18 protein-coding genes and 2 pseudogenes are annotated in these 16,259 nt (G+C 60.9%); 14 read left to right on the top strand and 6 right to left on the bottom strand.

Annotated features, from left to right (window positions below; genetic code table 11):
- Positions 1–72: 72 nt before the first annotated feature.
- The 3 genes and pseudogenes from XF30_RS00990 to XF30_RS00980 all read right to left on the bottom strand — a co-directional run.
- A pseudogene (locus XF30_RS00990) lies at positions 73–930 on the bottom strand (DUF1194 domain-containing protein); the annotation flags it as partial.
- Positions 931–1,116: 186 nt separating this feature from the next.
- A complete protein-coding gene (locus tag XF30_RS00985) occupies positions 1,117–1,380 on the bottom strand; it encodes a hypothetical protein (RefSeq protein ID WP_036014244.1) in 264 nt (87 codons plus the stop codon).
- Between the two features lie 140 nt (positions 1,381–1,520).
- Positions 1,521–2,327, bottom strand: coding sequence for a creatininase family protein (locus tag XF30_RS00980; protein ID WP_109141691.1), 807 nt, complete (start codon positions 2,325–2,327; stop codon positions 1,521–1,523).
- Between the two features lie 153 nt (positions 2,328–2,480).
- Here XF30_RS00980 and XF30_RS00975 point away from each other — a divergent pair, with 153 nt between their 5' ends.
- From XF30_RS00975 to XF30_RS00950, 6 genes are all read left to right on the top strand, one after another.
- Complete coding sequence (locus XF30_RS00975; RefSeq protein WP_036014224.1) at positions 2,481–3,503, top strand: ABC transporter substrate-binding protein; 1,023 nt, start codon at positions 2,481–2,483, stop codon at positions 3,501–3,503.
- Positions 3,504–3,694: 191 nt separating this feature from the next.
- Positions 3,695–4,510 (top strand): ABC transporter ATP-binding protein, encoded by an 816-nt coding sequence (locus tag XF30_RS00970; RefSeq protein WP_109141690.1) that lies wholly within the window; start codon positions 3,695–3,697, stop codon positions 4,508–4,510.
- Positions 4,507–5,325, top strand: a complete 819-nt coding sequence (locus XF30_RS00965; RefSeq protein WP_057027478.1) for an ABC transporter permease — start codon at positions 4,507–4,509, stop codon at positions 5,323–5,325. The genes XF30_RS00970 and XF30_RS00965 overlap by 4 nt, the downstream gene beginning before the upstream one ends.
- Positions 5,325–6,314: a 2-hydroxyacid dehydrogenase gene (locus tag XF30_RS00960; RefSeq protein WP_057027479.1), complete on the top strand. Its 990-nt coding sequence runs from the start codon at positions 5,325–5,327 to the stop codon at positions 6,312–6,314. The genes XF30_RS00965 and XF30_RS00960 overlap by 1 nt, the downstream gene beginning before the upstream one ends.
- Complete coding sequence (locus XF30_RS00955; RefSeq protein WP_036014220.1) at positions 6,314–7,036, top strand: AprI/Inh family metalloprotease inhibitor; 723 nt, start codon at positions 6,314–6,316, stop codon at positions 7,034–7,036. Before XF30_RS00960 ends, XF30_RS00955 begins: the two co-directional genes overlap by 1 nt.
- A gap of 166 nt (positions 7,037–7,202) precedes the next feature.
- Positions 7,203–7,907 carry a tetratricopeptide repeat protein gene (locus XF30_RS00950; RefSeq protein WP_109141689.1) on the top strand — a complete coding sequence of 235 codons (705 nt, stop codon included), beginning with the start codon at positions 7,203–7,205 and terminating at the stop codon, positions 7,905–7,907.
- 4 nt (positions 7,908–7,911) lie between these two features.
- Here the strand turns inward: XF30_RS00950 and XF30_RS00945 are convergent.
- Together XF30_RS00945 and XF30_RS39040 are read right to left on the bottom strand one after the other, a co-directional pair.
- A pseudogene (locus tag XF30_RS00945) lies at positions 7,912–8,076 on the bottom strand (JAB domain-containing protein); the annotation flags it as partial.
- A gap of 426 nt (positions 8,077–8,502) precedes the next feature.
- Positions 8,503–8,712, bottom strand: coding sequence for a helix-turn-helix transcriptional regulator (locus XF30_RS39040; RefSeq protein ID WP_109141688.1), 210 nt, complete (start codon positions 8,710–8,712; stop codon positions 8,503–8,505).
- An 825-nt stretch (positions 8,713–9,537) separates the two neighbouring features.
- On the opposite strand from XF30_RS39040, the gene XF30_RS00935 reads away from it, so the two are divergent.
- Entirely contained in the window at positions 9,538–9,825 is a 288-nt protein-coding gene (locus XF30_RS00935) for a hypothetical protein (RefSeq protein WP_225130307.1), read from the top strand.
- A gap of 19 nt (positions 9,826–9,844) precedes the next feature.
- Complete coding sequence (locus tag XF30_RS00930; protein ID WP_109141687.1) at positions 9,845–10,330, top strand: PaaI family thioesterase; 486 nt, start codon at positions 9,845–9,847, stop codon at positions 10,328–10,330.
- Between the two features lie 20 nt (positions 10,331–10,350).
- On the opposite strand, the gene XF30_RS00925 is transcribed toward XF30_RS00930, so the two are convergent.
- On the bottom strand, positions 10,351–11,025 hold the full coding sequence (locus XF30_RS00925) for a TetR/AcrR family transcriptional regulator (protein ID WP_225130309.1): 675 nt from the start codon (positions 11,023–11,025) through the stop codon (positions 10,351–10,353).
- Between the two features lie 177 nt (positions 11,026–11,202).
- Here XF30_RS00925 and XF30_RS00920 point away from each other — a divergent pair, with 177 nt between their 5' ends.
- From XF30_RS00920 to XF30_RS00895, 6 genes are all read left to right on the top strand, one after another.
- Entirely contained in the window at positions 11,203–12,201 is a 999-nt protein-coding gene (locus tag XF30_RS00920; RefSeq protein WP_109141685.1) for a fumarylacetoacetate hydrolase family protein, read from the top strand.
- Positions 12,202–12,276: 75 nt separating this feature from the next.
- Complete coding sequence (locus XF30_RS00915; protein WP_109141684.1) at positions 12,277–12,810, top strand: cupin domain-containing protein; 534 nt, start codon at positions 12,277–12,279, stop codon at positions 12,808–12,810.
- Between the two features lie 21 nt (positions 12,811–12,831).
- Positions 12,832–13,707: a beta-keto acid cleavage family enzyme gene (locus XF30_RS00910; protein WP_109141683.1), complete on the top strand. Its 876-nt coding sequence runs from the start codon at positions 12,832–12,834 to the stop codon at positions 13,705–13,707.
- 252 nt (positions 13,708–13,959) lie between these two features.
- Positions 13,960–14,424 carry a nuclear transport factor 2 family protein gene (locus XF30_RS00905; protein ID WP_109141682.1) on the top strand — a complete coding sequence of 155 codons (465 nt, stop codon included), beginning with the start codon at positions 13,960–13,962 and terminating at the stop codon, positions 14,422–14,424.
- 376 nt (positions 14,425–14,800) lie between these two features.
- A complete protein-coding gene (locus tag XF30_RS00900) occupies positions 14,801–15,283 on the top strand; it encodes a PAS domain-containing protein (protein ID WP_146207649.1) in 483 nt (160 codons plus the stop codon).
- Entirely contained in the window at positions 15,277–15,963 is a 687-nt protein-coding gene (locus XF30_RS00895) for a methyl-accepting chemotaxis protein (protein ID WP_109141680.1), read from the top strand. Before XF30_RS00900 ends, XF30_RS00895 begins: the two co-directional genes overlap by 7 nt.
- The last annotated feature ends 296 nt before the right edge of the window (positions 15,964–16,259 follow it).

The following is a 16,259-nucleotide window of genomic DNA, read 5'->3' as shown; positions in this document are numbered from 1 at the left end:
GTCATCCTTGCTGGACTGACTGCTCGCCGCCGGTTTGCTCATGGCCGGACTATTGCTCCCCGGTGTGATCGCGCCCCAGCGCTCCTGCCAGAGTTTCTCGCCGATCGTGCAGAGAACGCGCGGCTCCTTGTCCGTAGAGGGGGCAGGCGATTGATCTGGCGTTTGGCCCGCCACCTCGAGAGTCAGCTTGGTCCGGATCGCCTCCTTGAAATTTTCGCGATCGGTGACCGGTACGACAAAGGAACCCGGGCCGCCGATCACGCAATCCTCGTAGTACCAATCGATATGGTCGATATGCTGAAAGTCTGTCGGAGCAGCGGGTGTTGCGTTGGTCATGACCGGCAGGCCTGTGATGACGAGGCCTTGCTGCAACGCTTTGTCGCGCGCTGAGGTGACCGGATCGCCATTGCTGTTGGGGCCATCGCCCGAGACGTCGATGATACGGCGCGGACCACTGTAGGGGTTCTGCTCGAATAGCGAGGCGGCGAACTTAATTGCACTTGAAATCGAGGTGCGCGAACCGCGGCGGATCGGTGCATTGGTGATTTCAGTTGCGACCGCCTCAGCCGCTCCCGGCCCGTCGATCTGTCGCCAGGGAACGACAATTTTCTGGTCGCTGGTCGATGACCATTCGAAATAGGTCAGCGCGATCTTGCCGGCAGGACCGGCTCGCACCGCCCGGAGAAACTCCTGCGAGACGATGGCCTTGGCATAGCCTTCGCGTTGGGCTGCAAGGTCATCCGGCTCCATTGAGTAAGAAACGTCGACTGCGATGACGAGCTCGAGGTCTACGGCAGGGCGGCTGTCGCCCTGGGTCGCCGTTAGCGGCTGTGAGGCCGGCTCGGGACATGCCTGTGTCGATGTCAGGATCGCAATCAGGATCGATCCAATTGAGATCTGCCAACTCACGCTCGCCCTCCAGCCGCCCATTCGTATCCTGACACGCGGAACGTGCAATCGGAAGGGTTGTCCGACTCATCATGGGCTGTTCTGGCCGCAACACGAATGACCCCGCCCGGGGGGACGGCCGGGCGGGGTCGGGGGCACGACACGGGGTGGATGAGGCGCCCGTGTCGGACGCGGGATCCACGTGGAGATCGGCCTCAGATAGTCAGATCAGTAGCAGGTGCGAACGCGGCCGACGTACTGGCCGAAGGCGTTGTACTGGGCGACCCAGCCGCAGCGGTGGTAGCCGTGGTAATAGGGATCGTTGCTGGCGGCGATCGCGGAGCCGACGACGGCGGCGGTGGCGATGCCGGCACCGACGCCCCAGACCCAGCCGGGCTGCTTGGCTTCGGCCGAGGTGGTGGTGGATGCGATGCTGCCGGCAACAGTGAGAGCAGCGAGAGCTGCGGCGGCAATCTTGGTCTTGATCGACATGTGAAACTCCATCCGGGGTTGAGGCGGTCCGTTGTGGCCCGCGTGCCCAGTTGGACGGAGGCTGCTCGCGTCCGGTTCGAAGACCGCAAACGTGCTCGCGAAGAATAGATCTTTCCTGAATGAATCCAGGAAGATGCCCCCTAGCCGAGGGGACCCTTGGCAAGCCTGTTCACGTCGAAGTTATCGACCTCACCCAGCAGCTCGCAGAACGCCGTCGCGCCCTGATCGAGCAGCTGCTCGCCCTTCTCTGGCTGCGCCAGCGTCGCGTTGCCGACGGCACCGCTGGTGTTGAGATCCTGCGCCTGCCAGGCGAACGGCGCCGGCCGCTGCGTCGACAGCCAGCGATATTGCTGCTCGATCGCGATGCTGCTCGCGGGAAAATCGGCGATCGCATCCTTGTGCACCTGATCCGGATAGCGCGCCAGCATGATCGAGGTTTCGACCGCGCCGCCGTGAATGCCGTGCCGCACTTCATCGGCCGGGAACAATTTGTCGGCGCCTGAGAGCCGCGACCACGACGTCGTCACCACGAACAGCTTGTGATGCGCACGCAGATCCTGCGCGACCAGCATCATCGCCGCGCTGTTGCCGCCATGGCTGGTGACGATGACGAGCTTCCTCACGCCGCGGCGTGCAACGTCCGCGCCGATCGCTGCCCATTTCCTCAGCGCGATTTCAGTCGGCAGCGTCTGCGTGCCCGGATAGTCGATATGTTCGGTCGAAATCCCGACCCGTTCGACCGGGAGGAAGCTCGCCGGAATGCTGGTGGGTAACAGCTGGCGCACACGTGCGAGGTAGGCGTCCGTGATCAGCACGTCCGTCGTCAGCGGCAGATGCGGGCCGTGCTGCTCGGTTGCCGCCAGCGGCAGCACCGCGATCCAGCGCGACGCCTCGTCCGGGCTCGCATCAGCCCAGTCGATGTCGATCCAGTCGCGGGAGGGCGTCATCGAGGTTTCCTTGCCCGAATTTGTCACGTAATTTGCGGTATGAGGGGATGCGGGCCCGGGCGGCTCGCATCCCCTGATGTCATGCGGTTCTATCGCGTTGCCTTCACCCGGACCAGTCGCGATTGGGCCAGCCACGATCGACGGAGTGCCAATATGACCCCCTTTCATCTGCGGCGAGCGTTAGTTGCGGGCTTGTTGGCCGCTCTTGCCTCCTTTGCGCCGGCGCGCGCCCAAACGCTCGACAAGGTCACCTTCGGCACCAACTGGGTCGCCGAGGCCGAGCATGGCGGCTTCTTCCAGGCGGTCGCCGACGGCACCTACAAGAAATACGGCCTCGACGTCACCATCGTCCCTGGCGGCCCGAACGAGAACAACCGGATGCTGCTGATCGCCGGCAAGATCGATTTCTTCATGGCCGCGAACACGCTGATGTCGTTCGATGCCGTCGCCAACAACGTTCCCGTCATCACCATCGCCGCGATTTTCCAGAAGGATCCGCAGGTGATGCTGACGCAGCCCGACGCCAAGGTCGCCAAGATCGAGGACCTCAAGCCGCTGACGCTGTTCGTCTCCAAGGAAGGCATGACCAGCTACTTCCAGTGGCTGAAATCCGAATACGGCTTCAGCGACAAGAACGTCCGCCCCTATAATTTCAATCCGCAGCCCTTCATCGCCAACCCGAAGAGCGCGATGCAGGGTTACGTCACCTCCGAGCCGTTTGCGGTGGAGAAGGCCGCCGGCTTCAAGCCCAATGTGCTGCTGCTCGCTGATTACGGCTTCAACACCTATTCGACGCTGATCGAAACCCGCCGCGAGATCGTCGAGAAGAAGCCTGACCTCGTGCAGCGCTTCGTCGATGCCTCCATGATCGGCTGGTACAATTACCTCTACCGGGACAATTCCGCCGGCAACGCCCTGATCAAGCAGCTCAACCCGGAGATGACCGACGATCTCCTGGCCTATTCCGTCGTCAAGATGAAGGAGCACGGCATCGTCGATTCCGGCGACAGCTTGAAGAACGGCATCGGCGCAATGAGCGACGAGCGCTATGCCTCCTTCTTTAACAAGATGGTCAAGGCTGGGGTCGTGAAGGCGGATCTCGACTACCGCAAATCCTACACGCTGCGCTTCGTCAACAAGGGCGTCGGCGTCGAGCTGCGCCCGAACAAGCCGTAAATGTTGAGATCAGGCACGCCGGTGAGGCTGGCGCCCACCTCTCCCGAAGGGAGAGGTCGCATCGCATCGCCAGATGCGGTGCGGGTGAGGGGTAACGCTCCCTCGTTGGACCTGAGGCCCCTCACCCGGCGCTGCGCGCCGACCTCTCCCCGCTGGGGGGAGGTGACGTGCCCCGCCATGTTCAGCGCGTGATGACAGAGAGCAGAACCGCGCCCGCCGTCGAGGCCAGCCTGACGCATCTCGCCGTCAGCCTGCGTGGCGTGACGAAAACTTACGACAACGGCGTGATGGCGCTCGGCCCGTTCGACCTTGCCGTCCGCAAGGGCGAGTTCATCTCGCTGCTGGGCCCCTCCGGCTGTGGCAAGTCGACAGTGTTGCGGCTGATCGCCGAGCTCAGCGCGCCGTCGTCGGGCACGGTGCGGGTGGCACGGCAAGAGGGCGTGCCGCAGCCGGGCCACGGTATCGGTTTCGTGTTCCAGGAGCCCACCCTGATGCCCTGGGCCAACGTCCGTGAGAACGTGCGACTGCCGCTGAAGCTCGGCGGTGTGCCGAAAGCGGAGGGGCGCGCGCGTGCCGACGCGGCGCTGGCCAGCGTCGGCCTTGCTGATTTCGCCGATGCCTTTCCGCGCGAGCTCTCCGGCGGCATGAAGATGCGGGTGTCGCTGGCGCGTGCGCTCGTCACCGATCCTGATATCCTGCTGATGGACGAGCCGTTCGCCGCGCTCGACGAGATCACGCGCTTCCGCCTCAACAACGATCTGCTGGCGCTGTGGCGAGGCTTACGCAAGACCGTCATCTTCGTCACCCATTCGGTGTTCGAATCCGTCTATCTGTCGCAGCGCGTCGTCGTCATGACGGCGCGCCCCGGCCGCATCCAGGCCGACATCCGCATCGAGACGGTCGAGCCGCGGGGCGAGGAGTTTCGCACCTCGACGGCCTATTCCGATTATTGCCGACGCGTGTCGGCCGCGCTGGCGCCGTCCTATTCGGGGCAGTCGACGCTATGAACGCTCAAGCTCCCGTGCCCGCAAAATCGTCCGGCGCGCAACGCGCGATGCGCTTCGTGCTGCCCGTCATCGTCTTCGCAGCCGGCCTCTTTGCCTGGGAACTCGTGGTCCGCATCAGGGAGATCCCGCCTTACGTGCTGCCGGCGCCCTCCGTCATCGTGCTGACACTGATCAAGGACTGGGCGGTGCTGTCACAATCGCTGGCGACCACGCTTGTCACCACGCTCGAAGGTTTTGTCGCCGCCAGCATCGGCGGCATCGCACTGGCGCTGCTGTTCAACCAGTCGAAATGGGTGGAATATTCGCTGTTCCCCTATGCAATCGTGCTGCAGGTGACGCCTGTCATCGCGATCGCGCCGCTCTTGCTGATCTATCTGGAGCAGCAGACCGCGGTGGTCGTCTGCGCCTTCATCGTCGCCTTCTTCCCGGTGCTGTCGAACACCACGCTCGGGCTGAACTCGGTGGACCGCAACCTCGCCGGCCTGTTCCAGCTCTATGGCGCATCGAAGCCGCAAACCCTGCGCTTCCTCAAGCTGCCGGCGGCGCTGCCCTACATTCTCGGGGGCCTGCGCATCGCCGGCGGCCTGTCGCTGATCGGCGCGGTCGTGGCCGAGATCGCGGCCGGAACGGCCGGCGCCGGCTCCGGGCTCGCCTACAGGATCGCCGAGTCAGGCTATCGCTTGAACATACCCCGCATGTTCGCCGCGCTGCTTCTGTTGTCGCTGGCCGGGATTGTCATCTATGGGGTGCTGGCGCTAGTTTCCCACCTCGTTTTACGGCGCTGGCATGAGAGCGCGCTTGGAAAGGAAAACTGATGGCTGCCGGTTCGATTTCGTCCGAAAAGATCGACCTTCTGATCTATGGGCCGGTGCGGCCGATCCTCGAGAACGGGTTTTCCGATCATTTCGTCGTGCACAAGGCAGAGACGCGCGGCGATCTCGAGCGGCTGACGCCGGCGGTCCGCGACAAGATCCGCGGCGTCGCGGTGACCTACCACACCGTGCGTGCGGACAAGGACTCGCTGTCGCAGCTGCCGAAGCTGGAGATGGTGGCGAGCTTCGGCGTCGGCTACGACCACATCGATGCCAAATATGCGGCCGAGCACGGCATTATCGTGACCAACACGCCCGACGTCTTGACCGAGGAGGTCGCCGACGTCGCGATGGGCCTTCTGATCTCCACCTTGCGCGAGTTCATCAAGGCCGACCGCTATGTCCGCTCCGGGCTCTGGCAGACCCAGAACTATCCGCTCAGCGTCGGCTCGCTGCGCGACCGCAAGGTCGGCATCGTCGGCATGGGCCGGATCGGCCAGGCCATCGCGCGCCGGTTAGATGCCTCGCTGGTGCCGGTGGTCTACCACTCCCGCAATCCCTCCAAGGACGTCTCGTACAAGCACTATCCTGACCTGATCGAGATGGCGAAAGCGGTCGACACGCTTGTTGTGATCGTGCCCGGCGGTGCCAGCACCAACAAGATGATCAATGAAGAGGTGCTCAAGGCGCTCGGCCCGCGCGGCGTGCTGGTCAACGTCGCCCGCGGCTCGGTGATCGACGAGCCGGCGCTGATCCAGGCGCTGAAATCCGGCACCATTCTCGCCGCCGGGCTCGACGTGTTTGCGGCCGAGCCGAACGTGCCCGACGAGCTCAAGACCATGCAGAACGTCGTGCTGCTGCCGCATATCGGCTCGGCCTCGGTGGTGACGCGCAACGCCATGGACCAGCTCGTGGTCGACAATCTCAAGGCCTGGTTCGCCGGCAAGGCGCCGCTGACGCCGGTTGCGGAAACGCCGGTCAAGGGACGCTGATGATCGCTCGTCGCCTTCTCGCATATGTCGTTGCGGCCTGCCTGGCCGCGATCGGCGCCGTCGCGGCCTCCTTGGCCGCGATCGGCATCGCGCATGCGCAGGATGCGGCGAGCCTGAAGAAGCAGATGCCCGGACAATGGGAGCTCTCGACCACCGAGCGCAGCAAGACCTGCGTCGTCACGCTGAAGGCTGACGCCGCAGGCCAGGGTTTCAAGCTGGAGCTGGAGCCGTCCTGCAAGACCGCGCTGCCCTTCACCAAGGACATCGTGGCCTGGAGCGTGAGGGGCCTCGACATCGTGCGCCTGCAGGATGCGACCGGCGAAGCCGTGATCGACTTCACCGAGGTCGAGGCCGGCATCTTCGAGGGCCTGCGCCAGGGTGAGGGCGTCTACATTCTGCAGGATCTCGCCGCCGCGCGCTCGATGGCGAAGTCAATGGACCAGATGATCGGCGATTGGTCGATGGTGCGCCGCAACGGCCAGCCGGTGTGCGGGCTGACGCTGACCAACACCGAGGCTGATGCGGACAATTTCCAAGTTTTCCTCAAGCCGAGATGCGACGCCACGATCGCGCAGTTCAACCCGACGCAATGGCGCCTCGAGCGCGGCCAGATCATCCTGATGTCGAAATCCGGCGAAGCCTGGCAGTTCGAGGCCGACGACAACGCGCAATGGCGCCGCGTCCCCGACACCGCCGATCCCCTGATCATGCTGCGGCAGTAGGGCGTCGGCCGAGACCGCTAAGGCGGTGCGGCGTTTGGTCGTGCCCTGACGGGACGAACTCGGATGGGCCAAAAATCGCCTTGACCCCGGAATATTGCCGGCTCGAACTTTTCTCGCATTTGGAGAGACCAAGACAGGAATCGTTCAAACTCGATCGGGCTTTGACATGAAATTCGTTGCCCTGGCCTTTTCGTGCCTTCTGCTTGTCGCGGCGCCCGCCAGCGCGAATGACACCCGCACCTTCAATGCGATGGTTGCGTTGGCCAATCGCGGAGATGCGGAGGCGCAATATCATGTCGGCATGATGCACAATAACGGCATCGGCACACAGCAGGACCGCAGCCAGGCATTCGAGTGGTTTCAAAAATCGGCTGCGGCCAACGATCCGCTCGGAGCCTACAAGCTCGGCTGTTATTATGACGGGCAAGGCGTGGGCGTCGTCGCAACAAATCCGGATCAGGCATTGAAGTACAAGCTTGTGTCCGCCAAGGCCGGTTACGCGCGTGCCCAGCACGACGTCGCTCTCATGTATGACCGACAAGGGAATTCGGAAGAAGCGCTGAAATGGTGGAAGATGGCGGGCGACCAGGGTCTCCCCAGCGCCCTCTTCAGCCTGTCCCGCGCATATTCCGCAGGAAAGGGCACGCCGAGGGACCTGTCCCTGTCGTATGCCTATTTCAAGCTCTCGAAGGTGGCGCCGGCCAAGAACGTGAACGAGATGGCTTCCCTGTTGTCCAAGCCTGAGCTCGAGAAGGCCGAGAAAATGGTTGCCGAATGGAAGCCGCAACCGACCGCCCTGACGCTGAAGGCATTCGCCGGCATCACGGCCGCGGAAGACCATTTGAAAGCCGCCAAGAACCAGGCGTTCTGATCGTCTAGATCAACCGCAACCCCCTCAAGCTCGCATGCCCGTTCTTGCCGACGATGATGTGGTCGTGCACGGCAATCCCGAGCGGTTTTGCGATGTCGATGATCGCCCTGGTCATCTGGATGTCGGCCTGCGAGGGCGAGGGATCGCCGCTGGGGTGGTTGTGCATCATTCTCGCTCAGGGGATATCGCTTTGATGTAGGGCCATTTTTGTCGCAGCAAAGAGCCATTGGGGTATGGACCTGGGATCGGTCCACGATGATCCAACGTGAACATCACCCTCACGACGGTCTGCGCATCGACCGTTTGCTTTAGAGCACGCTGGATCACGAACGAGTCTACACTACCTTCTGCGATCTCTCAAAGACAGGGGACTCACGTCGAAGCGAGTACTCAGCTCAACGTCGCCTTCACTCTATTGAGTATTTGATCATCGCTGGAAGGCCCGTTGGGAAAATGGCCCAGTGGCGCGAGCTCATTTTCGACGTGGGCGACGATTGACGACGTACACCGCCGAGCGTGGAAAACTGTGCGCGGTTGGCGAGTATCGCGGCATGAAGGATGCGAGCCTACAGTGTGCGGGCCTGAGGGAGCTAGCTTACTCCAGTCCTTTCGACGCACTACAAATCACAAGATTTCTGCGATCCCAAGCGTCAAGCTCACTGACCGGGTATAAGACGGCTTTCCCGATCTTGATATATGCGGGCCCTGTTCGCATCGCGCGCCAATTCCGCAGCGTACCAACAGTGACCTCGTTACGATATCGTGCGGACACTTCCTCCGGGGTAAGGAATTTAGCGTCTGTCATTCGTCTTCTCCAGCACTCTGCCGCGCGAGACGTCACGGTCGAGACAGTTGCGATGGTGACACCCAGAATGCCGGAAGAAAACGATATTCACGATGACGCGCATAGCTCTTGTCGAACCGGGACGAGTTGGCGCGTCGACTTTAGTTCACAGTCGCAAGATGGCGTTACAGGGCGTAGCAAAAATACTTGCGCCTCTCGGCTGCCGGCACATGACCTAGTCTGGCTGCGGGTATGTCCCGAGACTGAAAAGCGGACTCGGCCAATGCAGCCTCGCCGCGCGGTACGCCTCGGAAAATCACATGGCGCGCTCACTTGCCTCCGCTCGAGCCAAGAGCTCGTTACCCCACGCTCAACGCGCCTTCAATGATTGCCCCGATGTAGATTCAGCTTGAGCTTGTCCTGGTATACGCCAATCCGCTTCTTTGCTCACTCGACAAGCGCGCCAGGGGCGCCTGGGCGGAGATGCTGGGCCCACCCAGTTCATCGGCTGCACGAGCTTCTGCCCTGGAATTGGACGCCATCAGCGTTCTCCGCTCGAGCGGCATGACCATGCGCCGACAAGGGCAAGACTGGGGGCATCGTCAAATCGGAAGGGACGCAGGAATTCAATTCAGAGGGTCCAGGGAGGTCGCGACCCCAGAAAGCATTGGTCTTGCGAGCGCGATCGCAAACCTGGGTGTTCCGCGACACGTCAGGTTCTCGAAGCCGCTTCCTGGCCAATGCGGCCTCAATGCGCGTAAGCACGTCGGCTTTCTGTTATCTGCCTGCGGGGTGCTCATGCTGACCTCGGGTAATTCGGAGTTGATCTTACCGGGAACCCTTGCAATGGGATTCACGATTGGCTCAGAATTTGACCTCGCTCTTTTCCTTGTCGGCAGACGCTTCCCACCAGCGCACTTCAGCACGTTATTTGGCGGCATCTATCTCGCGGTGTCGATCGGTGGCGGCGGTGGGCCGATTCTGGCCGGAATGCTCTACGATCGAGCCGGCAACTACTTGCCCTGGTTTGTAGTCGCCGCAACCTGCCTGCTCGTCTCGTCCCTTCTTTGCCTGGTTGGTCGGTTCTCGGTCTTCCGCGACAGTGCGATCGCGCCGAGCGCGGCATCACGGTGACATTCATTTGGTATCGGCAATGAACCTGGATCAAAAATTTCTGCGGCAATACCGGTCGGGGGAGGGATTGCCGGCTGCTGTCAGGTCGACCTCCCTCGCCGAAGCCTTGGGAACCAAGCTTGAAGAAATCGACCTCTTAGGGCCAAGTATCGAGCTGTCCTTCCTTGTCGGTGAGCAGTTCTTGCAGGCTGAGGACGTCATTCACGGGGGCGCGGTCACGATGATGCTGGACTTCGCCATGGCGTATGCCGCGCTGCTGGCAATTCCTGACGGACTTTCCGTCGCAACGATCAACATCAACGTCTCTTATCTCAGGTCGGCCAAACCGGGGCCATACAGAGCAGTCGCCGAAGTCGAACGCTGCGGAAAGGCGGTCGTGTTCACGCGCGCGCAGCTTCTGGATCGCGAGAACAAGGCTGTTGCCACCTCGGTATCCTCGTTGGCCGTCGTGGCGCCCCGTCGCAAGTCGTTCATTGAGCCACCCGCCGGCGCCGAGATCGCGTGACAATGCGAAGCCGGCGAGAATTACGTCTTTGATTTCTGTCGCGACGCCTTGGACTTAGACTCCGTGGAAAACATGGCATCGACGCTCCCGCAAAGGAGCGTGATGAACTCTCCATCCAGCGGCTCGCCGAAAATCAAGCGCCGGTAGATCGGCGAATAAAGCATCTCGACAGCCCAGGCCGCATCAATGTCGGGCCTGAAGAGGCCCTCCCGCTGCCCCCGCTTGAAGGTCTCCTGAACGAGACGCCGACGGTTCTTTGCGAACCGTGCATTGAACTCGGCCAACAGCGCATTGTTGTCATGACCTTCGCACAGGATCTGAACGACCAGCTTCCCGGCCCGGCCGCTGAAATACTGCGCGAGGGAAGTCAGGTGCCGTTTGATGGCGGTCCGTGGATCGACGGCGGTTGGCATCGGGGTATTGCTGAAATGGGATTCCATGAACGCGTCGATGACCAGCGCGCCCTTGCTGTCCCACCACCGATAGATCGTGGCTTTTGAAACCCCGGCGTCGCGCGCCACTGTTTCGATCGCGAGATCGCTGACCGAAACCGTCTGCAGAAGGGCCATTGTGGCCGACAAAATCGACCGCCTGGAGGCGAGATCGCGCGGTCTCCCGATCGGCCTTGGATCCGAGGGGTCGGTATCTTTAGAGTTTATCGGTCCGCGTGCTGGGACGCGCTTGGGTGATGGCATGGCCAGTGTCGAGCAAACTTCAATGGATATCGAGCCAGTGCGTTTCCGTAGCACGGCGTCACGTCTTCCGACAAACGACTTCCCTCGAGAGCTGTTGAAAGCTGGTAAACGACCTCGCTTGACTCTCGACCGCAGTTAACGAGACGATACGTTTCGTATAATAACTAGGAGGAAGCCATGAAGCTCGGACGAATTTCAGTCGCAACGCCGTTCGGAACGGTCACGCGCCTTGTCGCTGTGGACACAGCGAAGAGCAGGGTGGTCGACCTCGCGACGGCGGAAATCCTTCGTCGGCAGGCGAAGGGCGCGACGGAGGAGGGGGCTCAGCGGTTAGCCTCGGCGATCTTCCCCGGGAGCATGTCGGCAGCGATTGGTCTTGGAGATGTCTTCCTGGAAACCGCCCACGAGGCGCTACAGACGCGCGCTGACGATGCCTCCACTGCAATCTCGAGCGTGAACTGGCTGAGCGCGGTCGATCCTCCGGTCATCCGGGATGGCCTGACATTCGTCAAGCACATCAAGCAATTTCATGAGCGTGTCGGGGGCGAGCCTGCCGAAGCGTTGCTCGAGATTCCCGGTTACTTCAAAGGCACCCCGTTCACCGCGGTTGGTCACGATGCCGAAGTGCCCAAGCCATTCTATACCGACCACTTCGATTACGAATTGGAGCTTGGCTACATCGTCGGGCGCGTCTGCCACAACCTGACACCCGACGAGGCGCAGCGGGCGATCTTCGGCGTGACGATCTTCAACGATTTCAGCGCGCGCGACATCCAGAAGCTTGAGATGAAGATCGGCATGGGCCCCGGGAAAGGCAAGGACTTTGCCTTCGGCATCGGTCCATGGATCGTGACGATGGACGAGATCGGCCGCCTCGATGATCTGGAGATGACGGTTCGCATCAACGGCAAGGAATGCTCCCGCGGCAATAGCGCGGAGACCGTTTGGGCGCCGGGTGAATCCCTGGCTTACATGTCGATCTCGGAATACGTGCAGCCGGGCGACCTGTTTGCTTCGGGTACGGTTGGCAACGGATCCGGTCTGGAGATCGGCCGGAAGCTTGAGGCCGGTGACGTTCTTGAGCTTGAGGTCTCTCGGATTGGCACGCTCCGCACCAAGATCGGTCCTCCCGAAGAAAAGCGCTGGTGGCCCGAGAAGCGCAAGAAGTTCTGGTGATCCGCAGGGGAGCCCAAGCGGGGCCGATAGCACCTGTATCTAATCCGCTCATACTCAGTTCGAGAACCAATCATCATGGCAAAACCCGTTCGTCGCATCGTGACCGGACATCGCGCTGACGGCCGTTCAGTCATTGTCTCGGATAGCGCAGCACCCAATGTGCATGTCGTGCCGGGTACACCGGGGTTGGCGGGAACCGTTCTCTGGGTTGCCGACAGAACCCCTGCGGATATCGTGCAGCAGGTGGAAACCGCTCCAGGCAATCGCAAGCTCGCCATTGAACCTCCGGCCGGCGGGAATGTTTTGCGCATTGCCGAATTTCCGCCGGACAGCCTCTACTCTCGCGAGGAGCTTGAGAAGTTCAGGAAGGGGATCGGCAGCCCCGAAGCCTTTGACACCAAGGCGCGGCACTTCTTCTTCCACAAAACGCATACGCTCGACTACGCGATCGTGCTGGAAGGGGAAATCTGGGCGATGCTCGACGAAGGCGAGACGCTGATGCGGCCCGGCGATGTCTTAATCCAGCGTGGCACCAACCATGCTTGGTCCAATCGTACCGACCGGATCTGCAGGGTCGCCTTCGTGCTGATCGACGCCGAACATCAATAGAAGCAAAGCTGGTCAAGATCGATGTTGAATCCGACCATCATCACTTGCGCGCTGACCGGTGCCGGCGACACAGTTAGCAAGAATCCCGCAGTTCCGATCACGCCGAAGCAAATCGCTGATCAGGCAATAGACGCCGCAAAGGCAGGCGCGGCTGTCGTGCACATTCACGTTCGCGATCCGGCAACGGGTGCACCGTCGGTCGAGTTCGGGCACTATTCGGAAGTCGTCGAAAGAATTCGGGGGTCATCAACGGACGTCGTGGTGAACTTAACCAGCGGCCCGGGTTCGCTATATGCGGCGGAAGGTCTGCTGCTCCACCCGGCCCCAGGCGTGAATCCGCCGATGACTCCACAACAACGACTGGAGCACATCCTGAAGCTGAAGCCGGAAGTCTGCAGCCTGGATGTAGCTACGTTGAATTTTGGACGAATCGCGATGGTCAACCTCGTTCAAGACCTTGAGGTGATGGGGCGGGCAATAAGAGATGCAAACATCAAGCCCGAAATCGAGGTTTTTGATCTGGGTCACATTCGGTTAGCCAAACACCTACTGGAAGTCGGGGTTCTGAAATCTCCGGCGTTCTTCCAGTTTTGTCTGGGCGTTCCTTGGGGAGCGCCGGCCCAGTCGGACGTCCTTCAGGTCATGCGCGCCATGCTTCCTCCCGGAGCGCTCTGGAGCGCATTTGGAATTTCACACGATCAGTTCAAGATCGCCGCTGCGGCGTGCGAACTTGGAGGCCACGTGCGGGTGGGTCTCGAAGACAATCTCTACATCGCAAAAGGACAACTTGCGTCGAGCAACGCCCAACTCGTCGAGGAGGCAGCTCGGGTTATCACGCGCCAGGGGGCGAGACCGGCCTCCCCGGCGGAGGCACGGAAGATCCTCCTCGGTGGATAGTTGGCCTTTCGAGGCCAAGCGGAGCCACCAATTGGGTCACACCTCGGTAACGCCGGTAGCACTTCCGAACTTGCGGCGCTTTAGCGAACTCGCGTCGCCTGCTGGTCTACGAGAACTCACGTTTGCGCATTTCGCAGGGTTTCCTCACGGTAACTTTGTGAGATTACAGGTACTATCTTAACGTCGGCCGGCGAGAAAGCTATACAGGCCTCCTCAATCGCAAGACAGAGGCTGCGGCCCCTAGGAGTTCATATGCATTTAATCGTCCGGCCCGTCGCAATGATTGCGGCTTCCATTTTTATACTGTCCCTCGGCAGTAGCGCTGTGATGGCCGCCAGCGCGCAGGAAGAAGCCAACCGCGCCGCCGTGCTGGCCTTCTACGAGAAGGGCCTCAATCAGAAGGACGCCGATTCGGCCCTTGCTTATGTCGGAAATCGTTATGTCCAACACAATCCAAATGCGCCCGATGGTCCGGAGGGGTTCCGAAAATTTATCGGCTTTCTTCGCGAAAAGTTCCCGAACTCGCATAGCGAGATCAAGCGCAGCTTCGTGGATGGCGACTTTGTCATCCTGCACGTTCACTCCGTCGGCGAGCCCGGCAGCAGAGGCCGCGCGATCGTAGACATCTTTAAGCTGGAGAACGGCAAGATCGTCGAACACTGGGACGTGGTGCAGCCTATTCCCGATAATCCAGCGAACAACAACACGATGTTTTGATGCCGCAGATCGTAGTAGGGGTGAGCAAAAGGCGCGCTCTTGGCGCGCCTTGCTCCACCAGCCAGACAGGGAGCACACCGCCCGGCCGCACGGGCGCCTTCGTCGCCTTCAGCCCGTTCGCAAAGTGCGTCATTGTGGGAATGCACTTGTCGGCGCCCAATAGACAAGTCGCAGGTTCCGCTCATTAGAAATGTCAGTGGGAGAGGACAGCCGGCTCGCCTGGTCGCCCTTTGTTTGACCCGCCGGAGGCGCGGTCGATGGTCGGGATGTCCTTCGTCCCGACGCCTCCCGGCCCGCCGCCGCGCGCAGGAGCGGAAGGATCGAAGACCGCCGGAGGCGGTGGCTCAAAGGGCCGTCCTTGACGGCTCCGAGCACGGTGGCTCTCTTTCTCAGTTATCCACCAATTCGATGCTGGCGCGCGGCACCGCTACTTGGGCTTTCCAGCGCAGAAGACCTGAAAGGATTGAGTATCGCCTCCATTTCCCTGGATCCTCAGCCGAACGGCAAAACTGTTGCGCAGATGTTCGAAGAGACCAATGAGGTTGTGATGAGGTCAGGTCACGTCGCGATCGAATGGTGGCTTCGGCGCAAAGATCAGACCTCCATTCCAGTCAGGATAAGTCTTGTCGTCTCGAGGTTCGAAGGCCGTCCGATCGTCGTGTGTGTTTGGCAGGACATAACCGACCTGGTTCGCATGCGGGAAGAGAGACTGAGTCTTGCGAAGAGGTTTGACAGTGATGTGTCGTGGGTCGTGGACGTTGTGGCGAGCTCGATGCAGGACATGAAAGCGGTCGCATCGGAAATTACTGCTTCGACGGGAGATGTCTGTCTTCGCACTGAAGCGATGACGAAATGGTGAAAAAGACCGAGGAAAACTCGACGGCCGTGTCCTCGGCTGCTCAGGAATTATCGGCGTCGATTTCTGAGATCAGCCGACAAGTGTTGACCGCAGCGAATATTTCGCAAAGCGCGCGCGGCAAGACCGCACACGCTGAAGCAACATTAAGTGAGCTCGTTGCTTCGGTGACAAAGATCAGCAGCGTCGTCCAGATGATCGAGGGTATAGCCTCGCAAACCAATTTGCTGGCGCTCAACGCAACCATCGAGGCAGCACGGGCTGGCGAAGCGGGGCGAGGCTTTGCAGTGGTGGCGGGAGAAGTGAAAAATCTTGCTGCGCAGGCAGCCAAGGCGACGAGCGAGGTTGATACTCAGATTCTCGCCATCCAACAAAGGACGGAGCTGGCGACTGCAGCGATGGGTGACATCGCCGACATCATCGACAAAGTGCAAGAGATATCGAGCAGCATCTCGGCAGCGATAGAAGAGCAATCGATTGTGACGAACGACATCTCAAGAAGCATCACCAGCATCAGTGTTGATATGCGCGAAGCTTCCAGGGATATTGACCGGTTGAATGCCGCCTCGCGCGCCTCTGGATCATCGGCAGACCAAGCCGTTGGGAAGGTAAGGCATTTGAGCAAAAATATCGCTTCGTTACAGGGGCAGGTCGGTGACTTCTTGACTAACATAAGGGCGTAGTACTGCGCGGTCGGTATAAGCGCAGGTCGGGAAACTAATGCGCCATGAATGTCTGCACTCAAAGTTGCTCGGGCCGCGCGCGTGGACCGATGACCTCGGAGCTCAACATGCGGCGCTTCGTAGGCGGGGTCAGTAGCTGGTTCGAAAGGTAGGACCGACCAATGCTGTTACGAAGATCTATTGCCGCGTAAGCGCGTATCCATTGGGCAGTGCAGAGGTTGATGCTCTAGCGATGCTGCGGATTTGCGGTTCAAGTGTCAGTGTTGTATCTGAAATTTGCGATGCTTTAAGATCTG

This window comes from Bradyrhizobium sp. SUTN9-2 (assembly GCF_003122645.1).
Taxonomy (GTDB): Bacteria; Pseudomonadota; Alphaproteobacteria; order Rhizobiales; family Xanthobacteraceae; genus Bradyrhizobium; species Bradyrhizobium yuanmingense.
Note: the sequence above shows the minus strand (reverse complement) of the source record. Positions and strands in the feature narration are given on the sequence as shown.

Coding starts and splice junctions, on each gene's coding strand:
- XF30_RS00910 (WP_109141683.1), top strand. CDS start 12,832: ATGTTGAATCCGACCATCATCACTTGCGCGCTGACCGGTGCCGGCGAC.
- XF30_RS00905 (WP_109141682.1), top strand. CDS start 13,960: ATGCATTTAATCGTCCGGCCCGTCGCAATGATTGCGGCTTCCATTTTT.
- XF30_RS00920 (WP_109141685.1), top strand. CDS start 11,203: ATGAAGCTCGGACGAATTTCAGTCGCAACGCCGTTCGGAACGGTCACG.
- XF30_RS00930 (WP_109141687.1), top strand. CDS start 9,845: ATGAACCTGGATCAAAAATTTCTGCGGCAATACCGGTCGGGGGAGGGA.
- XF30_RS39040 (WP_109141688.1), bottom strand. CDS start 8,712: ATGACAGACGCTAAATTCCTTACCCCGGAGGAAGTGTCCGCACGATAT.
- XF30_RS00980 (WP_109141691.1), bottom strand. CDS start 2,327: ATGACGCCCTCCCGCGACTGGATCGACATCGACTGGGCTGATGCGAGC.
- XF30_RS00960 (WP_057027479.1), top strand. CDS start 5,325: ATGGCTGCCGGTTCGATTTCGTCCGAAAAGATCGACCTTCTGATCTAT.
- XF30_RS00975 (WP_036014224.1), top strand. CDS start 2,481: ATGACCCCCTTTCATCTGCGGCGAGCGTTAGTTGCGGGCTTGTTGGCC.
- XF30_RS00970 (WP_109141690.1), top strand. CDS start 3,695: ATGACAGAGAGCAGAACCGCGCCCGCCGTCGAGGCCAGCCTGACGCAT.
- XF30_RS00925 (WP_225130309.1), bottom strand. CDS start 11,025: ATGCCATCACCCAAGCGCGTCCCAGCACGCGGACCGATAAACTCTAAA.
- XF30_RS00915 (WP_109141684.1), top strand. CDS start 12,277: ATGGCAAAACCCGTTCGTCGCATCGTGACCGGACATCGCGCTGACGGC.
- XF30_RS00895 (WP_109141680.1), top strand. CDS start 15,277: ATGGTGAAAAAGACCGAGGAAAACTCGACGGCCGTGTCCTCGGCTGCT.
- XF30_RS00965 (WP_057027478.1), top strand. CDS start 4,507: ATGAACGCTCAAGCTCCCGTGCCCGCAAAATCGTCCGGCGCGCAACGC.
- XF30_RS00985 (WP_036014244.1), bottom strand. CDS start 1,380: ATGTCGATCAAGACCAAGATTGCCGCCGCAGCTCTCGCTGCTCTCACT.
- XF30_RS00955 (WP_036014220.1), top strand. CDS start 6,314: ATGATCGCTCGTCGCCTTCTCGCATATGTCGTTGCGGCCTGCCTGGCC.
- XF30_RS00935 (WP_225130307.1), top strand. CDS start 9,538: ATGGGATTCACGATTGGCTCAGAATTTGACCTCGCTCTTTTCCTTGTC.
- XF30_RS00950 (WP_109141689.1), top strand. CDS start 7,203: ATGAAATTCGTTGCCCTGGCCTTTTCGTGCCTTCTGCTTGTCGCGGCG.